At 50.6% G+C, this 20,836-nt stretch carries 21 protein-coding genes and 1 pseudogene; 12 read left to right on the plus strand and 10 right to left on the minus strand.

All coding sequences use genetic code 11. The annotated features are described in order from the left end of the window. The first annotated feature begins 3 nt into the window (after nt 1-3). The 3 genes from ACIGCM_RS01240 to ACIGCM_RS01250 are packed head-to-tail and all read left to right on the plus strand — an operon-like array spanning nt 4 to nt 2,167. A complete protein-coding gene (locus ACIGCM_RS01240) occupies nt 4-957 on the plus strand; it encodes a copper resistance protein B (protein ID WP_397500230.1) in 954 nt (317 codons plus the stop codon). Between the two features lie 9 nt (nt 958-966). Beyond that, complete coding sequence (locus ACIGCM_RS01245; RefSeq protein WP_397500231.1) at nt 967-1,722, plus strand: c-type cytochrome; 756 nt, start codon at nt 967-969, stop codon at nt 1,720-1,722. 34 nt (nt 1,723-1,756) lie between these two features. Next, the gene (locus tag ACIGCM_RS01250) at nt 1,757-2,167 is read left to right on the plus strand and encodes a DUF411 domain-containing protein (protein WP_397501080.1); all 411 of its coding nucleotides are present in this window, start codon (nt 1,757-1,759) and stop codon (nt 2,165-2,167) included. A 51-nt stretch (nt 2,168-2,218) separates the two neighbouring features. Here the strand turns inward: ACIGCM_RS01250 and ACIGCM_RS01255 are convergent. Further along, nucleotides 2,219-2,305 (minus strand): annotated as a pseudogene (locus ACIGCM_RS01255) (transposase); the annotation flags it as partial. Between the two features lie 340 nt (nt 2,306-2,645). Here ACIGCM_RS01255 and ACIGCM_RS01260 point away from each other — a divergent pair. Then, complete coding sequence (locus tag ACIGCM_RS01260) at nt 2,646-3,116, plus strand: YkgB family protein (protein WP_397501081.1); 471 nt, start codon at nt 2,646-2,648, stop codon at nt 3,114-3,116. 56 nt (nt 3,117-3,172) lie between these two features. Here the strand turns inward: ACIGCM_RS01260 and ACIGCM_RS01265 are convergent, their stop codons facing one another. Next, on the minus strand, nt 3,173-4,015 hold the full coding sequence (locus ACIGCM_RS01265) for a helix-turn-helix domain-containing protein (protein ID WP_397500232.1): 843 nt from the start codon (nt 4,013-4,015) through the stop codon (nt 3,173-3,175). A gap of 303 nt (nt 4,016-4,318) precedes the next feature. Between ACIGCM_RS01265 and dusA the strand changes: the two genes are divergently transcribed. Both dusA and tal read left to right on the plus strand, forming a co-directional pair. Next, the gene (gene dusA, locus ACIGCM_RS01270) at nt 4,319-5,332 is read left to right on the plus strand and encodes a tRNA dihydrouridine(20/20a) synthase DusA (protein ID WP_397500233.1); all 1,014 of its coding nucleotides are present in this window, start codon (nt 4,319-4,321) and stop codon (nt 5,330-5,332) included. 54 nt (nt 5,333-5,386) lie between these two features. Continuing rightward, on the plus strand, nt 5,387-6,307 hold the full coding sequence (gene tal / locus ACIGCM_RS01275) for a transaldolase (RefSeq protein ID WP_397500234.1): 921 nt from the start codon (nt 5,387-5,389) through the stop codon (nt 6,305-6,307). A 132-nt stretch (nt 6,308-6,439) separates the two neighbouring features. Here tal and rssC read toward each other — a convergent pair whose 3' ends face one another. Together rssC and rssB are read right to left on the minus strand one after the other, a co-directional pair. After that, nucleotides 6,440-6,922 carry an anti-sigma factor antagonist RssC gene (rssC, locus tag ACIGCM_RS01280; protein WP_397501082.1) on the minus strand — a complete coding sequence of 161 codons (483 nt, stop codon included), beginning with the start codon at nt 6,920-6,922 and terminating at the stop codon, nt 6,440-6,442. A gap of 8 nt (nt 6,923-6,930) precedes the next feature. Continuing rightward, the gene (gene rssB / locus ACIGCM_RS01285; RefSeq protein ID WP_397500235.1) at nt 6,931-8,094 is read right to left on the minus strand and encodes a two-component system response regulator RssB; all 1,164 of its coding nucleotides are present in this window, start codon (nt 8,092-8,094) and stop codon (nt 6,931-6,933) included. Nucleotides 8,095-8,306: 212 nt separating this feature from the next. Between rssB and ACIGCM_RS01290 the strand changes: the two genes are divergently transcribed. Continuing rightward, on the plus strand, nt 8,307-8,606 hold the full coding sequence (locus tag ACIGCM_RS01290; protein ID WP_397500236.1) for a PilZ domain-containing protein: 300 nt from the start codon (nt 8,307-8,309) through the stop codon (nt 8,604-8,606). A gap of 80 nt (nt 8,607-8,686) precedes the next feature. Here the strand turns inward: ACIGCM_RS01290 and ACIGCM_RS01295 are convergent, their stop codons facing one another. After that, nucleotides 8,687-9,391, minus strand: coding sequence for a VacJ family lipoprotein (locus tag ACIGCM_RS01295; protein ID WP_397500237.1), 705 nt, complete (start codon nt 9,389-9,391; stop codon nt 8,687-8,689). Nucleotides 9,392-9,635: 244 nt separating this feature from the next. Between ACIGCM_RS01295 and ACIGCM_RS01300 the strand changes: the two genes are divergently transcribed. Continuing rightward, a complete protein-coding gene (locus ACIGCM_RS01300) occupies nt 9,636-11,231 on the plus strand; it encodes a recombinase family protein (protein ID WP_397500238.1) in 1,596 nt (531 codons plus the stop codon). Nucleotides 11,232-11,907: 676 nt separating this feature from the next. Then, complete coding sequence (locus ACIGCM_RS01305) at nt 11,908-12,816, plus strand: pentapeptide repeat-containing protein (protein ID WP_397501084.1); 909 nt, start codon at nt 11,908-11,910, stop codon at nt 12,814-12,816. 325 nt (nt 12,817-13,141) lie between these two features. Here ACIGCM_RS01305 and ACIGCM_RS01310 read toward each other — a convergent pair whose 3' ends face one another. From ACIGCM_RS01310 to ACIGCM_RS01330, 5 genes are all read right to left on the minus strand, one after another. Next, complete coding sequence (locus ACIGCM_RS01310; RefSeq protein ID WP_397500239.1) at nt 13,142-13,693, minus strand: recombinase family protein; 552 nt, start codon at nt 13,691-13,693, stop codon at nt 13,142-13,144. 776 nt (nt 13,694-14,469) lie between these two features. Next, entirely contained in the window at nt 14,470-14,802 is a 333-nt protein-coding gene (locus ACIGCM_RS01315; protein ID WP_397500240.1) for a hypothetical protein, read from the minus strand. Continuing rightward, nucleotides 14,799-15,188, minus strand: a complete 390-nt coding sequence (locus ACIGCM_RS01320) for a hypothetical protein (protein WP_397500241.1) — start codon at nt 15,186-15,188, stop codon at nt 14,799-14,801. The genes ACIGCM_RS01315 and ACIGCM_RS01320 overlap by 4 nt, the downstream gene beginning before the upstream one ends. 5 nt (nt 15,189-15,193) lie before the next feature. Then, complete coding sequence (locus tag ACIGCM_RS01325; protein ID WP_397500242.1) at nt 15,194-15,661, minus strand: hypothetical protein; 468 nt, start codon at nt 15,659-15,661, stop codon at nt 15,194-15,196. Between the two features lie 1,093 nt (nt 15,662-16,754). After that, nucleotides 16,755-17,357 carry a hypothetical protein gene (locus ACIGCM_RS01330; protein WP_397500243.1) on the minus strand — a complete coding sequence of 201 codons (603 nt, stop codon included), beginning with the start codon at nt 17,355-17,357 and terminating at the stop codon, nt 16,755-16,757. A gap of 1,738 nt (nt 17,358-19,095) precedes the next feature. Here ACIGCM_RS01330 and ACIGCM_RS01335 point away from each other — a divergent pair. From ACIGCM_RS01335 to ACIGCM_RS01345, 3 genes are all read left to right on the plus strand, one after another. Continuing rightward, nucleotides 19,096-19,458 (plus strand): acyl-CoA thioesterase, encoded by a 363-nt coding sequence (locus ACIGCM_RS01335; RefSeq protein ID WP_397501085.1) that lies wholly within the window; start codon nt 19,096-19,098, stop codon nt 19,456-19,458. Between the two features lie 81 nt (nt 19,459-19,539). After that, complete coding sequence (locus ACIGCM_RS01340; RefSeq protein WP_397500244.1) at nt 19,540-20,166, plus strand: HAD family phosphatase; 627 nt, start codon at nt 19,540-19,542, stop codon at nt 20,164-20,166. Beyond that, on the plus strand, nt 20,163-20,717 hold the full coding sequence (locus ACIGCM_RS01345) for a phosphonate degradation HD-domain oxygenase (protein WP_397500245.1): 555 nt from the start codon (nt 20,163-20,165) through the stop codon (nt 20,715-20,717). The genes ACIGCM_RS01340 and ACIGCM_RS01345 overlap by 4 nt, the downstream gene beginning before the upstream one ends. Nucleotides 20,718-20,836: the final 119 nt, after the last annotated feature.

Consider the following 20,836-nt stretch of genomic DNA (forward strand, 5'->3'; position numbering starts at 1 on the left):
TAAATGAGCCTAACAATGCAACGCAAAACACTTATTAGCGGCGCTGTTTCTATTGCGCTGAGCGCCCTGCTCGCCCCTTCCAATGTGCTTGCGGATGAAACGCCAACTGGCGCTTCAACGCAGCATGCTGTGCAGGCAAAGAAACCATCGGCTATGGACCATGCCGCGATGGGGCATGATTCGATGCCGGGCATGGATCACAGTAAAATGGGTGATGCTCAGACCGTGACTCCGACGACTACCAGCAGGACGCCAATCCCTGTATTGACGGACGCGGATAGAAAAGCGGCTTTTTCAGGATTGCCAGAACACAGCAATATGCACGAGAGCGGGATAAACAGCTTTTTTCTGCTTGATGAGTTCGAATATCAAGATGCCGACGACGGCAGCACCTTGTCATGGGATGCATCGGGTTGGGTTGGCGGTGATATCAACCGACTATGGTTCCGCTCTGAAGGTGAGCGCACCAATGGCGTGACTGAAGAAGCAGAAGTCCATGCCTTATTCGGTCATTCGATTGGCCCCTGGTGGGATGCTGTAGCAGGTGTTCGTCAGGATTTTGAGCCAGGTGATCCTCAGACTTGGGCCGCGCTGGGTATTCAAGGCATGGCGCTCTACGCCTTCGAAGCGGAAGCAACAGCCTACATTGGTGAGGGCGGTCAAACAGCTGCCAGGCTCGAAGGCGATTACGACATCTTACTGACCAATCGCTTAATTCTTCAGCCGACTGCCGAGATTAACTTCTACGGTAAGAATGACCCGGAGCGTGGCGTAGGTTCAGGGCTTTCCAACACAGAGATAGAGCTGCGCTTGCGTTATGAGATCGTTCCTCAGTTCGCCCCTTACATTGGTGTTTCTTGGAATCGCACATACGGCAATACCTCCGACTATGCGCGCGAAGAAGGAGGTGACGTTGACGAGGCTCGCTTCGTTGCAGGTATCCGGATGTGGTTTTGAGAGCTGATTATGAAAAAAACAATTCGAACACTCATTGCAGCAAGCATCGTCACAGGTATCACAGTTTCGGCTGTTGCCTACTTCGGCATTATTAACGTGGGCGCTGATGCTCCTCACTCCAAAATTGTTTATTCATTTTTAACCATGGCCCGCGAGCGCTCTATCGAAGTTAGAGCCAGGGATATCGAGGTACCCAATCTTGATGACCCTGCAATGATCAAGAGCGGCGCGGGTAACTACAACTCGATGTGCGTTGGCTGTCATTTGGCACCTGGAATTCCACAAACAGAGCTCAGCCAAGCGCTGTATCCAGCCCCACCCAATCTAGCTAAAACAGGTATAGGTGAAAGCCCGGCTGCTGCATTTTGGGTGATTAAGCATGGGATAAAAGCCAGCGGCATGCCCGCGTGGGGCAAGAGCATGGCAGACTCTTATATCTGGGGTATGGTGGCTTTTTTACAACAACTGCCAGGTATGGATAAAGACCAGTACCTAGCGCTGGTAGCGTCAAGCGCAGGTCACCAGCATGGCGGCGGCGAGTCTAAAATGCACAATCATGAAGGCCAGCACGGTACAACCAATGGACAGACTTCGCCTGATCATCATGCATCTGGCGATGCAGCACCTGAGGGCGCTGGCCATCACACAAATGCGGATACTGAATCTGCTGAAAAAAGCGGCACCAGCAGCGTGCCTGTAGCCCCAGCACCGAGTACGAATACACACACCCATGCCGACGGAAAGGAGCATAAGCATGAAGGTTAAACCAAAAAAATTTTCCGGGTTGCTACTGGCCACAATGTTGATGTCATCGATTGCCCAAGCAAGCGATGCCTTGACCATTGATGTACACCGCGATGCAAACTGTGGTTGCTGTAAGAAATGGATCGCCCACCTTGAGGCCAATGGTTTCACGGTGGTTGATCATGTCGAAAAAAACATGAGCGCCGTCAAACAAGAGTTAGGCATACCGCCACGGCTGGCGGCATGCCACACCGGAGTTATAAAGGGTAAATTTGTCGAAGGCCACGTACCCGCTGAGCAAGTGGCGAAACTGGCCAGTCGTGATGATTTAGTGGGGATCGCCGTACCGGGAATGCCCGCCGGATCACCCGGGATGGAAATGGGCGGCAAGCAGCAAGCTTATGAGGTTATTGGCCTGAAGCCCGATGGCACTGAACAAATAGTTGCCGAATACCCTCAGAAGTAATTCGTAGCAATGGCGGTGGCGTTCATCACCCCGCTCAGCAACACGCTGAGCGGCGATTATGGCAGCGGGCAGTCCTCGCTCGGTCACTTGCTTGACCGCTTCAATTTTGAATTCTTCGGGATAACGTTGCTTGCTCATGGCACCTCATAGTGGGCCGTATTATGAGGCTTGGAGGTGTCTACGAAACTAGGGGCGATTCACCCCTTTTGGAAGTGATCACTACAAAAAGCCAATGGATGTGATGCCAATTGGGTTTCTGTTGCCCGTGTGTTTGGACTATCTGCACCAAACGCAATACCACCAGAACCCTAAAATGTTGGCTCACAGATAACAATAGCTCCAGTCCCAACCTGAACTGCGGGAAGGGAGGCTTAGGATCGCATCAACTATTTACCAGATGGTTATATGCACCTGACTTAATTAGCCAAACTCACTGGAAGCCTGAACAATGACTATTTTGAATATCAGCACCGCTATCATGCCGAATAAAATCTCACTCGGTGCCCGCATCACAGCATTCGGCACCTACGGTATATACTTCTCACTCGCGGTTATTTATTTCTGGTTCGGCGGTATGAAGTTCACCCACTATGAAGCTGAAGGACTAGTGCCGCTGGTGAGCAATAGTCCGCTCCTGGGATGGGTGTATCAGATTTTCGATGCAGATTTGTTTTCCGCCTTGCTTGGTGTCCTGGAAGTCTCTATTGGCTTGCTGATTGCCGGTCGCCTGCTGTCACCGAAATTGTCGTTAATTGGTGGGGCGTTGTCCGCAGGATTGTTCGTGACGACACTGAGCTTCATGTTCTCGACCCCGGGCGTGATTGAACCTAGCCTCGGCTTTCCTGCCATCTCTGTAGCCCCAGGCCAATTTCTCCTCAAGGACATTGGATTACTGGCTGCCTCTATTTTCGTGGCGGGCCACTCCCTGACTAGGCTGGAAGCGTATTGATCTAACAAGCTCACAGTGAAGGTGGTCTGAAATAACTGAATGTTTTCAGACCATTTTCATTTTCGCTTTGCCCTCTCACCTTCAACGGACTTCATCCAGTCTCGAGGACTGCAACCTGTCTTGCGACGAAACGCACGAGCAAGCGCGGAAGGGTTTTTATACCCGACCTCGTCAGCAATTAGCGTAATTGATCGCCCTTCACTCAGGAACTTCTGCGTCAGACTGATCCGCCAGCTCAGTAAATAATCGGCAGGTGTCTGCCCTAGAATAGAGCGAAAATTTACCGCATAGGCTGCACGGGACATGTTTGATTCTTTGGCTAGCTCTGCCACTGACCAGTCCCGTTGAGGTGCGTTGTGCATCTGGACCAGCGAACGAGAAAGCCTTGCATCGGCCATCCCTGCCATCATTCCCGTGCTTATCTGATTGTGGTCGAGTAAATGCCTGAATAGCAGGATGATCAGCAGATCGAACAAACGATTAAGCACGGCCTCTCTGCCGCAATGCGCACCTGCGGCTTCACTGAACAGCCACCTCAGCGTATCGGACAACAATGGCAGCTCATCAAGGGGTACAACCAGAAGATCTGGAAGCGAAACAGAGATAGGGTTACTGATACCGCCGTCGAATGTCAGTGACGCGCACAGCAGTTGGGCACCTTGAGATTCATCGCCGATCAATTGATGTCGGCTGGGGTGCGGCATAAAAATCAGACTGGGCCGGGTAATCAGCAAATCGCTGTTGCCTGGGACTTTCAGAGTGACACTTCCAGCTTGCAACAAGTGAATATGACCGCGCTGGTCAGCACCATCGTATGACACCATTCCACAAAGCTTATCGCTGTAAAACAGGTTCGCACTGACGCCAAACTGAGAAAGTAAAGTTGAAAGGCGGTCCATGGGTAACCTTGGGTTCTGATATAGATGCTTAACATCATATCCTCTCGTCCAAGGTTTTCAGCAACTTGTAGTGACCCAATGAAACCGGACACCCATATAAGCGAAAGAGATTATGGGTAAGCCACAATTACCCATCGTGAACTTAATCCCAGCCCGCGCAACCACAGCCCTGCCCGTTCTTCATTTCCTGATAAACTACCCGCCCTGCCGCGACCGTTGCTGCGCGGTGTAACCCGTTTTCTGGATTTGCTTTTGCCGCTACGCATGCCCAATCTGCAAATCTATATAGATAGAACACTGACCATGCTTAGCGATACAGCCGTAACCAACGCCTCCACCAGCCCTGCTATATCCCGTCGCTTCAGCGTTGCGCCGATGATGGATTGGACTGACCGTCACTGCCGGTACTTTCTGCGGCAGTTGTCGGCGCATACCTTGCTCTATACCGAGATGGTTACCACCGGTGCCTTGTTGCATGGGGATACCCAGCGTTTCTTGCGCCATGATGTGGCCGAGTACCCGTTGGCGTTGCAGCTTGGTGGCAGTAATGCGGCTGATCTAGCAGCCTGCGCCAAGTTGGCTGAGGACGCAGGCTACAACGAGGTGAATCTCAATGTTGGCTGCCCCAGTGACCGGGTGCAGAACAACATGATCGGTGCATGCCTGATGGCGCATCCACAGTTGGTGGCCGATTGCGTGAAGGCAATGATTGATGCAGTTGAAATTCCGGTCACCGTCAAGCACCGCATCGGCATTGATGGCCGCGATAGCTATGCCGAGCTGTGTGATTTTGTCGGCACGGTTCGCGATGCTGGCTGCAAGAGTTTTACTGTGCATGCGCGAATTGCAATCCTGTCAGGCTTGTCCCCTAAGGAAAACCGCGAAGTGCCGCCGCTGCGCTATGACGTAGCCGCGCAACTCAAGCAGGATTTCCCCGACCTTGAGCTGATCCTCAACGGTGGTATCAAAACCCTTGAAGACTGCAGAACCCATCTTGAAACCTTCGATGGCGTGATGCTTGGCCGCGAGGCTTACCACAACCCTTACCTGTTGGCCCAAGTGGACCAAGCGCTGTTTGGTAGCACTGCGCCCGTGATTAGTCGGTTTGATGCGATGATGAGCATGCGTGATTATATTGCCCGGCACTTGCTCGAAGACCGTGCAGCCATGCATCACGTAACCCGCCATATGCTGGGTCTGGCTCAGGGTTTTAAGGGTGCTCGGCGTTTCCGCCAGCTGCTTTCGGTAGACATTCACAAGGCCAGTGATCCGTTGGAATTGTTCGATCAAGCAGCTCAATTGCTCAAAGGACATTGAGCCTGGATGCACCCTCGGGTAATGTCAGCGAACCTGTAACCATAAGGTTTCGTCATGACCACCAAGCTCGATCAACTGAAGCAGTTCACTACAGTAGTCGCTGACACTGGCGACTTAGATGCTATTGCCCGCTTAAAGCCGGTCGATGCAACCACCAACCCTTCTCTGCTGCTCAAAGCCGCCGCGATGCCGCGTTATGCCGAGCTCCTTAAAAGCTCGGTTGAGGGCTGCAACGGCGACCTTAATCTGGCCTGTGACCGTTTTGGCGTCGCCGTTGGCCAAGAGATCCTGAAAATCATTCCGGGCCGTATCTCCACCGAGGTGGATGCACGTCTGTCGTTTGATACCGAGGCAACACTGCGCCGCGCTGAGCGCCTGGTTGAGTTGTATGAGCAAGCCGGTATTGGACGCGAACGTATCCTGATCAAAATTGCCTCCACCTGGGAAGGTATTCAGGCTGCCGAGCAGCTTGAGAAAGCCGGCGTGCAAACCAACCTGACCCTGCTTTTCTCCTTTGCTCAAGCTCAGGCCTGTGCAGACGCCGGGGTGTTTCTGATTTCGCCCTTTGTCGGCCGCATCTACGACTGGTTCAAAAAAGCCGAGGGTTGCGATTTTGTCGGCATGGCCGACCCGGGCGTGCAATCGGTCACTCGTATCTACAACTATTACAAAGCCAATGGCTACAACACCGTGGTCATGGGTGCCAGTTTCCGCAATCTCGGTCAGATCGAGCACCTGGCCGGCTGTGATCGCCTGACCATCAGCCCGGACCTGTTGCAACAATTGGCAGACGACCAGGGCAGCCTTGAGCGCAAGCTCAACCCAGGCGCGGCAAGCGAAGCCAAGCAAACGCTGAACGAGGCCGCATTCCGCTGGGCAATGAACGAAGACCCAATGGCCACTGAAAAGCTCGCAGAAGGCATTCGCTTGTTCGCCAAGGACCAGCAGAAACTTGAGCTGTTATTGAGCAAATAAATACATAGAGTGGGCAACGCTTTTCTGCCCACCGCCGCAATCCGCCAGGGGGTATTGAGTGCACACCTTGGCTGGCTGTTACACCTACAAAAAACGGGGCATTAAGCCCCGTTTTTTTGTCTGGATGCAGTATTAACTATGCTCTAGCGCATTGACCAAGTCGTGAAAGGCTTCGCGATTGGAATCATTCAAGCCCATAAGAATTCGGTGAGCTTCCAGCACTTTAGCCTTGACGACTTCTTCGGTTTGATCTTGCGAAGGCAGGTCGTCTAAGGCTTCAGGGCACGGAATCGGTCGATCCACAATGTTGAAAACCTGATCAAAGCCCATCGACTGTAAAAGCCGGGTAATGTCTGGATGAGTGGTGACTACAGTCGGCAGCAAACCAATTTTTTGCCGCGACAAGATAGACAGCTTCGCCAGCAGACCCAAGGTGGTGCTGTCGATGCTGCGCGTCTCGGTGAGGTCAATAACAATCGCGGAAAAATTCATCGAGGTGAAGATTTTTTCGATCGTATTGTCGAGCGCTGAGCACAGGGTCAGGCGTACTTCACCTATGAACTTGAGGACGAACGTTCCGTCCTGCTCTGCGAATTGGATTCGACCAGGGCCTATCCCAGGGTTCATGCAAGATTCCTGCTTAACACCAGCAATGCAATATCATCCGGCATCTCTGCCAAGTCGGCTAAACCAAACACATCATGCAGACCTTCAAGTGTGCCGCCCGCTTGAGTGACCAACTGCGGCAGCACCGTTTCTTTGTCTTTCAAGGTATCACCTGGCAACAAGTCGAGAATACCGTCCGACAACAGCGTCAGACTAAAGCTTTTCGGTAGCTGCATACTTTGGTCACTGTACTCCGCCTCTTCAAACAAACCAACCGGCAGACCACGACCTTCGATGTAACGGGCCTGGCCGTCACTGAACATCACTGGCAGAGGTAAATGCCCACCAATGCTGTAAATCAGGGTATCCGTTTCTTCATCAATGACGCCGCCAAGCATGGTGACATGCTTGCCTAGCTTGCAGTTAATCAGCCCACGGTTGATGTGCCCCAGCACCTCAGAAGGCTTGAACTCAGGTAAACGCCCTGCTCGCTTCGACTCATAGAGCAAGCGTGTGGTCATAAACTTGAGCAGCACCGTTACGAAGGCAGATGAGGCACCATGCCCGGAAACATCGGCCAGATAAAAGGCAATTCGCCGGTCATCCACGCGAAAGTAATCAACAAAATCGCCTGACAAGTACAGTGAAGGGATTATCTGATGCGCAAAATGCACACCATTACTCTCCCACGGAGTTTCAGGCAGCATATTCATTTGCACTTGGCGACCGGCATTCTGGTCTTCCTGCAACAGGTGCAAACTGGCTTCAAGCTGTTCAGCGTAGTGCTTGTTTTCCAGACGCAGCCTGACGCGGTCAAGTGCGCGGTTGATCGAGTGTTCAAGCACGGCGAGATCTTCAAGCGGCTTGATCAGGTAATCAGCAGCGCCGAGGCGTAGCGCCTCAACCACGTCGGTCATTACGCCAGCACCGGAAACCACAATAATTGGCGTCTCGGAACCCAAGGCGTTAATGCGGCGAATCAGCTCCAACCCATCAACTTGCGGCATGCGCAGATCGCAAACCACCAAATCCGGCTTTTTCTGCTCAAAGACTTCCAGCCCCAGCAAGCCATTAGAAGCCTGCAAGACAATAAAGCCGCTGTCTTCCAGATATGCAGCAAGACTGGCGCGGACGACTTCGTCGTCATCAATGATCAGCAGTGTGGAACTGGTTTTCTGCATGGGGTATCCAGGCAAACAGCGTCGCGGTTGGTTGACCTACACGTCAAGCCAAAACCGGCACGCGCGCACTCGGTTCAGATTAAGGCGCAGACGGTACTCCCATCCGTACCTCGATTCAAGCACCCCGGGGTGGCAAGAAGCTACTTTACACCCTAAACATTGGGGAGCTATAAACCCTAAGAACAAGTCCCAGTAACAAGAGGATAGTCGGTATGAGCCAAACCAATCACGATTACAGTGAAAAACGCGAGTACATCCGCATGCAGGTAGAAACCCCTGCTACCTTGCACCATGCTGGCCAAGCCATCCCAGCGTTGTGCCGCGACCTCTCTGCCACGGGCATGCAACTCGAAGCCGCTTGCGATCTGAAGGTGGGCGACCAGGTCAAAATCAGCATTGAGTCTGACCACCCACAACTCAAAGGCCTTGTTGCAGAAGCTGAAGTTGTACGCATAAACAGCACTGAAACCGATAAACACATCATCGGCGTGAACGTTCTATCAATGCGCTGAACTTCAACCGAAATATTTTCAAACAGTTTTAAAAGCAAAAGGCGCCATGAAGGCGCCCTTTATGACTCGACCTTCAGGCCCTAAAAGTCGTCTTCAACCGCACCGTCATTGATTTTGAACTCGCGGTTTTGCAAGTACGCGTTCCGTACAAAAGTATAGCGATCACCCACAATTAAACGCTCTGCCGGAAACAGGCTGGCACGTGTATCGACGAGGTTAACGCCGTACACCACGTTACGTGTAGGTACGTGATCGATAAACAAGCCGGTTGCCAGCAGGCCGTCGGGCACGCGAGCGGCAGCGTCACGCACAGTACTTGGGCCAAACAGTGGCAACACCACATAAGGGCCACTCGGCACACCCCAGACAGCCAAGGTTTGACCGACGTCTTCGTCATTGCGCGACAAGCCCATGCGCGTGGCGACATCGACAAAGCCCAACAAACCAATGGTGGTGTTGAAAATGAAGCGGCTGGTATCGATACCGGCGTCGTAGACCTTGCCCTGCAACAGGTTGTTGGTCAGGTTGCCGACCTCACCGATGTTGTTGAAAAAGTTATGCACGCCATCTTCTAAGAACTGTGGCGTTATCGCCTGATAGCCCTTAGCCAATGGTTTGAGGGTGTAGGTATCAACCGTGTCGTTGATGTTGAACATCACCCGGTTGTAGCCAATCCAGGGATCCTCTTCTTCCGCGGCCTGTACGGCTGCCGAGAGTAGCGCCATGCTCACACAGGCAGCCCACACGCTCAGGCGCTCCAACCAGCGTTGTCTGGTCACTCGCATTAATCATTCCCCTTGAAAATTAAGCGCCGCTGTCGGAGCCAAGCTATTGAGCCGCGCAGTATAATGCCTATCACCTTATTTGTGGCAGCATAGCGACCTTTCGAAATGGCCGAAAACAAGCAATCTCATCACACGGCGTTAATCCCAGTCCGCTGGGGCGACATGGACAGCTACGGTCACGTCAAGACGTGACTTATGGATTACCTAGATTGTAATCTAGCCCTAATGACCACAGGGCCACACCATGAAAAAAGCATACCCCTATTCCCGCTGGAGTAGCGACCGGCAATCAGCGGGTGACTCGCACACACGCCAAGCAGCCACGGCCCAGCGATGGCTGGAAATGCACCCAGAGTATGAGCTTGCAGACGCCTTATCTGACAAAGGTGTCAGTGCCTTTAAAGGAAAGAACTTTGCTGAAGGTTCTGCATTGGGCGGATTCATCGCAGCCGTGAAAGCTGGGGAGATTCCAACCGGGAGCGTGTTGCTGATTGATAGCTGGGATAGATTCAGCCGCCAACGGTTCCAAGACTCACAATCTGAAATGGCGGAAATTCTGAAGCATGGCGTTGATATCGCCGTGTGTTCATCCGGGCAAACCATCACCCAGAATTACACACCAGCAGATTTGTTTGTTGCCACCAGCGAACTTGACCGGGCACACCGTGAGTCAAAAGAGCGTGGCCGTAAGATTAAGGCTGCACGAGACTCTTACACAGAGTTGGCTTTGTCAGGTGTTAAACGTAGCCCAAGAAATCCGAGACTAAATCTCTTTGCTCGTGTCACTGAAAGGTGGCTCCACTGGGACGCAGACAAAGGGGACTTCTTTCTGAATCACAATGCTCCAGCGTATCGCCGTTGCTTTGAATTATCAGCTCAAGGCCACGGATCAATCGCAACTGCTCAGGTTGTGAATACCGAGTTTGCTGGAAAAATCAGTTTCACGGTTAAGGGCGTCGAATACACCGAACTGCAAATAAGCACGGTTCAATCGGTGCTTAGAAACCGAACAGCGCACGGGCGTTTCACTGCGCCAGACGGGCGCTACAAAGATGGGTACTACCCTGCCCTTGTTAGCAAGGAACTGTTCGAGCAAAGCCTTGCAGCTCTGGCCAACAGGGACAAGCGAAAAACAGGCATCAGTAAAAAGGGGAGCCACAAAGCTGAGGCGGCTTTCAACTGGTTAGCTGGAGCGGCTATATGCGGTGGGTGCAGCTCCAAGCTGTATCTACAAGTCAACAAGCGAACGTACGACTTTCAGAGCGTTTATTACTGTTTTGGCAAAAAGAAACAAAGCCCAGACGCCAAGCACTTGTGCAAAATGACACCGATTGAAGCAAACATCTTGCAGAGTGTTTGCTGGCAATGGCTGGAGGATAACCGCCACCTGATCACTGAGCACAATCACGACCAAGAGGCACGGACTACACAACTGATTATTGACCTTGAAGCTGCCAAGGCGGACTTCGAAGCTAAAGCTCATGACTTGGAGAGCAACTACAGCACGCCGCTATCAGTTCTGGTGGCCAAGGCGGAACAAAAAGTAACAGCGCTCCAGAAAGAAATCAGTCTGGCTCACACCACAAAAGAGGCTATGCCGGACAACTGGCAATCTGAGTTGGCTAAAACCCAATTAGCTAACATCGTCAGCCGGAATGGGATCACCTTCACCGTAACCCCGCCCTTGTACAACCGGCCATTAGACACCCTACGTTATAGGCTTGAGGTGTTCGGCCAGTTACCCGGCAAAGAGCCTGTAAGAGTGTTTGTCATGCCACCAAATGATGATCAACATGAGCCACACCACAAGACGAAATTAGGGACACTTGAGAATTCCTGAGGGCATCGGTCTTCTCAAGTCAAAGCGCGCACCACACGTCCTATCCTTCTCAGCGCACGCACAACACGGTTTAGTGTGTAGGCATTTCATTTCAAACTCTCACCGCCCTGCTTTGATTTTTACTCTCCCGCCAGTGCAGACAGTACGTTAGTAACCACGCACTGATAAGACCATGCAGATACCTTATGAGTGGTAATCCCCCCTATTCGCCCTGCGTATTTATCTTTAGCATTCGATTTGTTCTTTATGGAGAGCGCTTCGGCTCGAATGTTTGAGTCGGAAAAACCACGTTCGAACAGACCGCTTGTGCAAAAAACTACAATGCAATCAGGGTTTCCAATAGCTTGGAGACACACAGCAATAATCTTCCAATATTAGCCCTACACAAAGGGCAGCTACCTAGCACTGAGACGATAGATTGGTTCCTTTAATTTAATCGGATGATTTCAGTGCACTAAAGGGCCTGAGAATGGAAAAAGACGGATTTAAGTTTGATTTGCAGACACAACGCTTCTTGGTTAACCGGTGGGATACGGAGTCTGGCGCAGGTGTGCGAGAGCTAATACTGAAAGGTCTGAAAAACTCTGTCGATCTCAGGTCGATCCTTGATGACTACGTGCTAGACCATAAGGACAACATAGAACCATACGGCTATCCATTCTATCCACCAGATAAGATGAGCGCGGACGAGTTCTGGGTACTTACGCACGATGACCTGCGTGGAATCAGGTTTTACAACGAAGACATATCCCATACAACATCCTTTCAGAGTAAGGCCCTTAGCTACGCCTCGTTCTACAATTGTAATCTTGCGGGATCAAGCCTAGAGAGAACCGATCTGTCGTATGCGCGAATCGAAAATTGCGATCTCAGAGGCACCGCCATAACAGCTTCTGGAGGATTCTGCGTCAGGATTATGAACTGCAACGCAGCCGATGCTTGCTTATGGCAATCCGGCTTTCGTGAGTGCGACTTCACAGGAACCGACCTTCGCGGAGCCTACTTCGAAAGTACGGTGATCGAAGACTTGAAGGTTAATTACCTCACTCAATTCGACCTACCGCTCCAGCACCGATGGAACAACCGAACCATCCCAAATAAACACATGCCAGACTTACTACGCAGCATTCGATTGGCATACGAACGAGCTGAACTCTGGTCTCACGTGGACAATTACTTCTATCGTGAGAAGACAGCACAGAGGAAACATATCCTCTGGCCATACCTTAAGCAGCGCCGCTCCATCTCTGTGTTTGTGATGTGGTTCTTAAGCCTCGCGTCCGCCATCCTATCTGGCTATGCAACGAAACCAATCCGCGTACTACTTTGGGGGGCAATCCTCTCTTTCAGTTTCTCGGGCTTGTACTTTTGGCTAGGCATACCCAGCGCCAATGGACCAGCTCAAACCACGTACTTTGAGTCAATCTATCTATCGCTAACGACCTTTTCGACTCTTGGATTTGGCGATGTGACGTACGAAGCTGCGAGACCTTGGCTTCGAATATTGACCACAGTAGAGGCTTTAGTTGGTGCTGTATGGACTTCACTTTTTGTTGTTGTACTCGCGAAGAAACTATTTCGATAGCCACGCGAATACTTAGAATCAAACTCTGTGGCCTGGCGTGCTGACCTCCGGTAACTTTCGCTTTTCCAGCGTTAGCAGGCGACAACTCTGACATGCAGCATCCCAAACTCTGGAATGAATGATTGTGTGACGGCGTTAGTAAAATATCTGTGTGTCTTACCAACAACCTTAGCCGGGGGTTGCCTGTTTCCAGTGATTCTGGAATATCTATGGGGGGTGATGATGGAGGCGCCTGCCATCATTTTTGTTGATAACAGAAACGCAAAAAGGAACCTCGAAAGGTTTCTTGTGTGTTGTCGTTGCTGGCGCTGGGTGTAGCGTGGCGTTATTTCTGCTCAGCAATCCACCTGTACAAACTTGCTCTTGAGACTTTCAACTCTGAAGCAATGGCAGAGGCTGACAACTTCTCTGCTTTGAGTGCTGCGTAGTGATCTGGGTTGATGGTCTTAGCTGGGCGTCCAAGGTGTTTGCCAGCCTTCTTAGCAGCGGCGATGCCTTCAAGTTGGCGTTCTCGAATCAATGATCTTTCCATCTTTGCTACAGCACCGAGGATGCCTAACAAGCCTTCTTGTGCAGCCGTAAGACTGGCGTTAAAGGTCATACCCTCCTTGGAGAAGGACACCCCAACACCACGAGCTATCAGGGCTTTGACAAGCTCCACGGCGTCACTGGCTCCAGAACGACACACCCGGTCTAATGAGTGGATGTGCAACATGTCGCCTTCTCTCAAGTAGGCCAAGCACTGATTGAAGATAGGACGATTAAGAGTGCTGGCGCTGGCCTTCTCTTCAAACACTCGGTCAAGGGCCAAGCCTTCAAGCTGACGTGCTGTGTTTTGGTCTGCCGATGAAACCCTGATGTACCCGACCTGTGCCATGTTGACCCCTTAACCGTCTCAAAACCTCTAGGAGATTTGATAATACAGTCTCAGAAAGGCTATTGCAACCTTTTGCGACTGTGTTTTGAGGGGTTTTCGAGGTGTCCCGAAAGCTATACTTTTGAGACGCTAAAACCAAAGCTTTGTAACTATTACCCCAGCAACCGCTCCAGCCGCCGCCGTCAGTATTCCAATCAGAGTGGTGAACAACCACCGCAAAAAACTGCCTAAAAAGCGACTCAGCAAAGCGACAGCGTTAATAGGTAGTGCGCGCCAAAAGCTTGATCGACGCAAGATGAACTTACTCCCATCTTTGAAGCTGGCGAGTTGATCCCGGCCACGGTCTGTAAGGCGTACATTTACAAGTTGAGGGCTAGTTAGTGTCCCAGACGGCGTACCTTGAACATGACCTGATGCTAGTAAGCCCATCAAAGCATCGGACTGTGGAGCATTAGAGTAAGGCCTAAGGGTGGCAACGTGTGCCAGAGCTTCATACTGTGCTCTTTCTGTCTTGGTCATGTTGGCGCTCTCTTAGTTGGTGACGTAATTATGATCCTTTTTACAATCCACCGTAAGTCTTGGCACACTGTTTGCTTGGTAGTATAATCGCGACCACTGTCAAGACATCGGCTCACGCCGATAACGCTAACGCTCCGATCATCATTTGTTGAGCAATACGCCTAACGACAATCCAGCTAGAACACCAAGCATCAGGCCAAAGGCCATGCACCCGACCACCAAGCTTGTGAGGCTGATTGCGGCGACAGAGACGACCATTAATGCACCGCCGTGTTTGTGTGCAACGGTGTTGTGAACAAGGCGCTGAAGGCGTCTAACACGTCCTGAACAAACACCTGTGTGAGGGCGCTTTCATGCTTAAAGCCTGTGGCTTGTAAAGCCAGCATGTTTATGGCCACTGCCTTGCTCACTGCTACTGATAGGCCAGTTTTTAAACCACCGTCTAGCAGTGGCTTGGCAATGCGTCTGAAGTAGGCATCGGCTCCCTGTTCGTTGCCAGTCACGAGGACGGCTAATTCGTAAAGCTCATCAACGACTTGAATTAGGTGTGTCACTCTGTTTAAGCGTTGGCGGATTGAAACTTGTTTCATTTAGCACCGCCTGTAACTTGTGTCAAATACCAACTTGCAATGCTAGCCTCTAGCTGTTCACGTTTGCTTTTTTCATGGCCGATTAGTTCACCCACTAACAAGTATTCAGGTGGGAGCTGATTTAGCTGGGCTAACGCTGGCGCTGCAATGTCAACCAAGTGTTGAACAGCTTCAGGCTTGGAGCCTTCATATTCACTCTTGATGCGGTTTGCTTCGGCTGTGCCTAAGGCACTCTGAATGACAGCGTAGTCCTGTGGGCTCATTGTCTTGTTAGCACTGGCTGTTCTTGGCTGAACGGCTGGCTTAATTGGCTTTGCTTTAGCTGGCTTACTTGCTGGTGTCGCTTTCGCTGGTGCTGGTTTCTTGAATAGAAAATCTTTTTGCATTGGTATTAGTTGGTCACTCCTAAAATTTGTTTGGCTTGAGCAATTGCATCTAGTGTGGCTTGCTCTTCTAGCGTGGCTTGTTCTTTAGCTTGTTTGTCTCGGGCTTCACCCAGAAGGCGAGCTGTCATCTTTTCAACTGCAAGTTGTTGTTCAGTTTCCAGTTCTTGGCGGTATTCACTTTCCACCTTGACGGCGATAGCGGCTAATTCAGATTTGATCAACTTAGCTGGCTTGAGCATTAACCATTGGAAATCAATCATTCCAACAAGTGGAAGAGCTAAGGGCGTGGAGCCTTTAAGGTCTAACTTCCAGCCTGCGGCTGTCAGAGATTCAATCTGTTTTAAAGCGTCTGCAAATGAATTTGATTGAAAATCCTTGCTTGGGGCTAGTCGTGCTTGTTTTGCTTTAACACGTTGGTCTAGTTCTTCTTGGTTAAATGTTGCTGGGATGAATGTGTTGTATTTCATTGTCATTGATTGTGTTCTCCTATTGAACATGGTGTTTTGGGTGAAACTAGGCGAGCAAAACCCGAAATCCGGGTTTACAGGCCCCGTATTCATTGGGCTGTAGAGGTGCAAAAACTACCACCCTGTAGGGTAGCCAAGGTTGGCACTTTTAAGGGGTCTACAGCCCAGTAAAATGGTTATTAGCGTGAGCGTGGTTTCTGTATTGAAGTTGTGCCTGATTTGCCGTCTGTCACTACATCGTGAACATAATCAGAGGCCAACATTAGATGGCCTAGTTCAACTGCTCGATCTGGGGATTTAGCCTTTAGCTTAAAGAATGCGTCTAGCACCTTTTCGCTGGCTAAGATAAATCTTCGTGAGGGTGTTTCTTTTGGCGTCTTACTTGAAGCGACAACGCCTGTCACTGTATTAGTTACTTTGTGAATTACGAGGTAGTTCATTGTTCATGTTGCCTGTTTCCTGCTTCTTTGTTGCTTGTCGTATTGTTTCTTCTGGTTGTTCTGGTTACTGGTGGTTCTGGTTGTTCTGGTACTGTTTGTCTGTTAGAAACGCTTATGAATATTCTAAGAGTCTCTCACCTCATGCTGAATGTATTCAAAGACTGGTTTCGTCTTCGTAACTTCGTTACTTCATACGCCCCCTTGCTCGCTCCCCGCTCGCTCATCCTGCGGATGTGACACCCACACTCAGCTTCGCTCGTGTAAACACGTTGGACTATCGTCCTGCCGTGCTGAATGCCTGAGCTAAACTTGAGCCGTGAGGAAGACTATCTTTCAGGGAAAAAGAACCGGGTGGTGGCCCACCCAAACCAGAACACCTACAAGAGCACCTACTGGCGATCCATAAACTTAATGTCTTTGAAGTGGTAACGGATGAGTCTTAGGTAAAGACACTTTGTTAAACAGTCTACAACCTGTATACCCCACCCTAGACCACTTCACACAATTCCTATACCAAAAATGTACCATTGTATATTGCGACAAGGAAAGTCTATTTTCTTTCATAGACTAAAAATGTCCTTTTAAGGAAAGTCTATTTTTGTCTGTTCATGGGTGTCTGTTTCAGAGTGTCCTAAAGTGTCTTCTTATACATGCGGCCGTTATTCAGAAGCCGCCCCGTACTCGGTGAAAGTTCGTAAATCGTAATGCAGCTTTGCCAGCTCGTCAGGGCTTGGTGCTGCTAGGGTGTCTTCCCACTCGCTTGTCGGCTCCGTGACTATGTTCGTGCCATCCAGTTCGTGCCTCAATGATTTCGGGATGCACTTCAACATGTAGGGAATTGCTAACTCAGCAGCCTTCACATACCGACGAGCGTGACGCTCTCCAAGATTAAGAAGTGTTCTTACTTCGTTTGTAGTGATCTCTGGAAGCTGGTCAAGAATCAGAACTATCCGGCTGACACTCAGTGGCTTTGAAACCCCACCCTGACCAATTCCCCTGTCATGCCAGTCAAGTCGGGCAATGCCTTCGATGATGTCCATAGCAAAAAATGGGTATGTTTGCCCGCCAATATCAATGCTAGTCAAATGGCCTGCAAATGGGTTTACAACAACTTTAGGAGGGCGACGTTTAGCTGTCTTGATTGGATCTTTTTTTAGCGTCGGTGTTTTAAGTTTCTTTTCAAGCCATTGTTCAGCTTTAGTGCCTACTTTCAAACTAAGTGCATCAAGTTCTTGTATTGTTAAAAGTTCCTTCTGTGTCATGTGTCCTCATGTTAATTACTGGGAGCCGTTAGGCTGTTTCTTTGCATCTTACGAGGGAGTTCCCTCGTGAACATTCAGCAAGCCTATCAGGCTGATTGTTTGTTGGTGTCACTCAAGCGGGTGTCATTCTTAGTCTTTGCCCTGTGGTGTCTCACTTGGCAAGCACTGTTGAAGTACACACGTTTTGGATTGGTAGTGGTGAACCCTTGTCCACATCCACATGGGCAAGTTCGTTTATTCATGTAAGCCATCGGGACTCCTATGTTTGAATGAATGGGTGTTCGTCCTGAGCAAACAAAAACCCCAAACACCGTTAAGCGAGTGGGGCTTGTTTTGTAGCTACAAGTTTCAGGAGAACACAACCATGAAGTTGTAATGTTTCAATGTTCAGCAATTGGCTAAACACTTGAATGGGGCGACACACTTGTCAGCGTGTCTGTGTGATGCTGCTTTGCCGGTAGCATCACGTTACATCGCCGGAGACGACGGTGCTCTTTAAAATTCGGTGTTTGGGGTGTCTTGGGTGTTGACAGCAGAGCTGGGAAAGGGGACTATTCGTTCACGGGCTTTACAGCGCGGGAAATAATTCGTCTTTTTTTTGTCTGACCACGCTATAAGTGTATCACACTTTTACGAAAAGTCAAGTGATAATCTATTATTTTGAAAAAATAATTTGCAATCCCCTTCGAATTGTGAGCGAAAAAACAGCCCTAAACCACAGAACACAGTGGATACAGAGGAAAATACCGTTCATCGGTTAATTTGTAACAAAGAGTTAGAAGCCCTGTTCACCATCCTTACTAGGCTCCCGGCCTGTCACCTCTCCCTGAAAGACACTCTGTCTCTGACACTGAAAGCAGTCAGAATGCCTCTCGACCTATGAGAACCTCTGTAAGCCTCTGTAGCGATCCACCCCTAGCACTGGTATTGTTTTAAGCTTATCGACGCTCAGGCGAGCTTACAGAGCCTTATATCAATTGGGAATGCTTCTCGCAATGGGAGAATGTGTGTGGGAAACGGGGCGACCTGACAAAACAGGATTGTATACACGCCACTCAAGGGTTACAGACGTGCTACAGATTCAGAGGGGTGATTTAACTTGTGTAATTACTTGACCTAATGGTCAGAAAAAGAGATTAAAACGCCTGTTTAATTGGTGTTTCCTATCGGTTGTTTTTTGATCAGTCTAAAACGGGGCAGCATTGCCGCCCCGCCCGTGTCAGCTAGAAATCAAACTCAAACTGATATGGCTCTTCGTCACGGTGGCCGACCTTAGCCGGGTCTAAGGGATGCAGTTCAGTTTCATGCTCAAGCATGGGTATGAATCCTATGAAGCACCGTGCCGCTTAGGAGGAAAAGTAAAGAGTCCACACCCACGATATTGCAACACCGTAGCGTGTATTCCATACTCCCCCTAAGTCGGTTACGGCTTAGCTGTAGTTAAACCCTTGGGTATCGGTCTCGACAACTACACCCAAGAGCAGTTTGAAAAGCCTAGGGCCGCAAGGCTCTGGGCTTTTTTATGCCCGCAAGAATCACGAACAAAACAGTTTTTAGCGATCTTCCAATTCTTGGTCAAGATTAAGACGATCAACTGTAGTGGTTAAGGCTAGCTCAACTCTCAGGATGTCAAGGAAGCTCCCCACGCCCTGCAAATAGATCATAACTGCAATCATCAACCAGAAGCGCAGCCATCTCTGCACAACTGTTGAAGGCACTTTTCAATAATAGGTAAACCATTGTTCACATTAATAACACGCTCTATTTACAATACCTGGAAGAAGCCAGGGTGGCCTGGTTCAAATGCGTCGGCATTAGCCTCGATAGCGCCGCGATTGCGCCCGTCGTTTTGCAAACATTACACACTTACCTGAAGCCGGTCACCCACCCCGCCACTGTCAAAATTGAGCTTTTTATAGGGGCCATTGGCCGCAGCAGCTTAGTTCTGGAACATCGTCTATCGACGCTGGAAGACCCTGAAACCCTCTACGGCGAAGGTCATTGCAAGCTGGTTTGGGTTGATCACTCGAGCAACACATCCGTGCCGCTGCCCGATCACTTACGCAGCCAACTCGATACGGCACGACAGCACAGCAATTGATTTGATTCTGTCATCTCGCGTTCATTTCTTCGTCATTTTGACGCCTTATGCTCTGGACTAGACCATTTCAAGGATGACGAAATGAACGCGCCAGCAATTTCTGGGCAATTCACAGCAGTATTGTTTGGGCTAAGCGGATGCTTGGTCGATTTTGGTGCCTGCGCAAAACCCTCCAGTAAAAGCACCCGCACACCCACTGACAGCGCCCCGGGCAGTCACGCTGAGCTCGCGCCTGGCGCGCTTGAGCTACTCGGCCATCTGCACCAGAACAAAGTCCCCTGTGCCTGGGTTGATGAGTTGCCCGAACACGCCAGCGCTCACTTGAGTAGCAAGCTGCCCACGTGGGTAAAAGCGTCTGCTCGCCCTGCCCGCTCGTGGCCGGCCCCAGATGCATGCTGGCAAGCCTTGATGGCTCTTAATGTCAACCAACTCGATGGCTGCGTACTCATCAGTAGCGAACCGCGCTTGCTTCAAGCCGGCCTCAATGCAGGTTTATGGACCATTGGCTTGGCGGCTTGCGGACAACTCTGCGGCAAAGCCTTGGACGATTGGCAACGTCTTGAACCAACGGAGCGCGAGCAGCTGCGGGCGCAAGCGACCTTGACGCTTTATCGCCTCGGCGTGCACGCAGTCACCGACCAACTGACAGAGTTAGGCCCCTGCTTAAGTGACTTGAGCCTTCGCCGCTTAAAAGGAGAAAGGCCATGAGCCTGTGCCTCACCCAATTTACCAAACAGCTCAACGCGATGTTCCTCGGCCGCGGCAACCTGCCCTACGGCGAAGATATAAGCCAGACGCAACATGCGCTGCAATGCGCGACGTTCGCCGAACGCTCTGGCTGCAGTAACAGTTTGATCATCGCGGCTTTACTGCATGATGTCGGTCACTTACTCGACGACCCTGAAAGCGGCGCAAGCGAAGATATGCGCCATGAAGAACGCGGTGCTGAGCTGTTGCGCGCGCTGTTTGCCGACTCGGTCTGGCAACCGATTCGCCTGCATGTAGCCGCCAAACGCTATTTATGCGCGGTGGACCCGCTGTATCACGCCGGCCTGTCAAAAGCTTCACGCGATAGCCTGCACCTGCAAGGTGGCCCCTTCAATGACCGCGAGATAGAAGCGTTTTTGCGTGCACCCTACGCACAAGATGCGCTTACCCTGCGGCGGTTGGACGACCTGGGCAAAGACCCGCAAATGAAAACCCCAAACCTTGAGTATTTTTACCCGCACCTTGAGCAAGCCATACTCGCGGCCAACTGAAGACACAGCCGCTCAATACCCGCATAAATTGTGACAAAGCTTGAACCCAAACGCCCGCAGGTGGATTATTCTAAAACTAATGGCATGGATCTTTCGCCGCCAGGCAAGGTCTATGTTTT

This window comes from Pseudomonas sp. NPDC078700 (genome assembly GCF_044542375.1).
GTDB lineage: Bacteria > Pseudomonadota > Gammaproteobacteria > Pseudomonadales > Pseudomonadaceae > Aquipseudomonas.

What these genes read in the sequence shown, in the direction of transcription:
- ACIGCM_RS01240 (WP_397500230.1), top strand. Translation starts at nt 4, where the DNA reads ATGAGCCTAACAATGCAACGCAAAACACTTATTAGCGGCGCTGTTTCT.
- ACIGCM_RS01245 (WP_397500231.1), top strand. Translation starts at nt 967, where the DNA reads ATGAAAAAAACAATTCGAACACTCATTGCAGCAAGCATCGTCACAGGT.
- ACIGCM_RS01250 (WP_397501080.1), top strand. Translation starts at nt 1,757, where the DNA reads ATGTTGATGTCATCGATTGCCCAAGCAAGCGATGCCTTGACCATTGAT.
- ACIGCM_RS01260 (WP_397501081.1), top strand. Translation starts at nt 2,646, where the DNA reads ATGCCGAATAAAATCTCACTCGGTGCCCGCATCACAGCATTCGGCACC.
- ACIGCM_RS01265 (WP_397500232.1), bottom strand. Translation starts at nt 4,015, where the DNA reads ATGGACCGCCTTTCAACTTTACTTTCTCAGTTTGGCGTCAGTGCGAAC.
- dusA (WP_397500233.1), top strand. Translation starts at nt 4,319, where the DNA reads ATGCTTAGCGATACAGCCGTAACCAACGCCTCCACCAGCCCTGCTATA.
- tal (WP_397500234.1), top strand. Translation starts at nt 5,387, where the DNA reads ATGACCACCAAGCTCGATCAACTGAAGCAGTTCACTACAGTAGTCGCT.
- rssB (WP_397500235.1), bottom strand. Translation starts at nt 8,094, where the DNA reads ATGCAGAAAACCAGTTCCACACTGCTGATCATTGATGACGACGAAGTC.
- ACIGCM_RS01290 (WP_397500236.1), top strand. Translation starts at nt 8,307, where the DNA reads ATGAGCCAAACCAATCACGATTACAGTGAAAAACGCGAGTACATCCGC.
- ACIGCM_RS01295 (WP_397500237.1), bottom strand. Translation starts at nt 9,391, where the DNA reads ATGCGAGTGACCAGACAACGCTGGTTGGAGCGCCTGAGCGTGTGGGCT.
- ACIGCM_RS01300 (WP_397500238.1), top strand. Translation starts at nt 9,636, where the DNA reads ATGAAAAAAGCATACCCCTATTCCCGCTGGAGTAGCGACCGGCAATCA.
- ACIGCM_RS01305 (WP_397501084.1), top strand. Translation starts at nt 11,908, where the DNA reads ATGAGCGCGGACGAGTTCTGGGTACTTACGCACGATGACCTGCGTGGA.
- ACIGCM_RS01310 (WP_397500239.1), bottom strand. Translation starts at nt 13,693, where the DNA reads ATGGCACAGGTCGGGTACATCAGGGTTTCATCGGCAGACCAAAACACA.
- ACIGCM_RS01315 (WP_397500240.1), bottom strand. Translation starts at nt 14,802, where the DNA reads ATGAAACAAGTTTCAATCCGCCAACGCTTAAACAGAGTGACACACCTA.
- ACIGCM_RS01320 (WP_397500241.1), bottom strand. Translation starts at nt 15,188, where the DNA reads ATGCAAAAAGATTTTCTATTCAAGAAACCAGCACCAGCGAAAGCGACA.
- ACIGCM_RS01325 (WP_397500242.1), bottom strand. Translation starts at nt 15,661, where the DNA reads ATGACAATGAAATACAACACATTCATCCCAGCAACATTTAACCAAGAA.
- ACIGCM_RS01330 (WP_397500243.1), bottom strand. Translation starts at nt 17,357, where the DNA reads ATGACACAGAAGGAACTTTTAACAATACAAGAACTTGATGCACTTAGT.
- ACIGCM_RS01340 (WP_397500244.1), top strand. Translation starts at nt 19,540, where the DNA reads ATGAACGCGCCAGCAATTTCTGGGCAATTCACAGCAGTATTGTTTGGG.
- ACIGCM_RS01345 (WP_397500245.1), top strand. Translation starts at nt 20,163, where the DNA reads ATGAGCCTGTGCCTCACCCAATTTACCAAACAGCTCAACGCGATGTTC.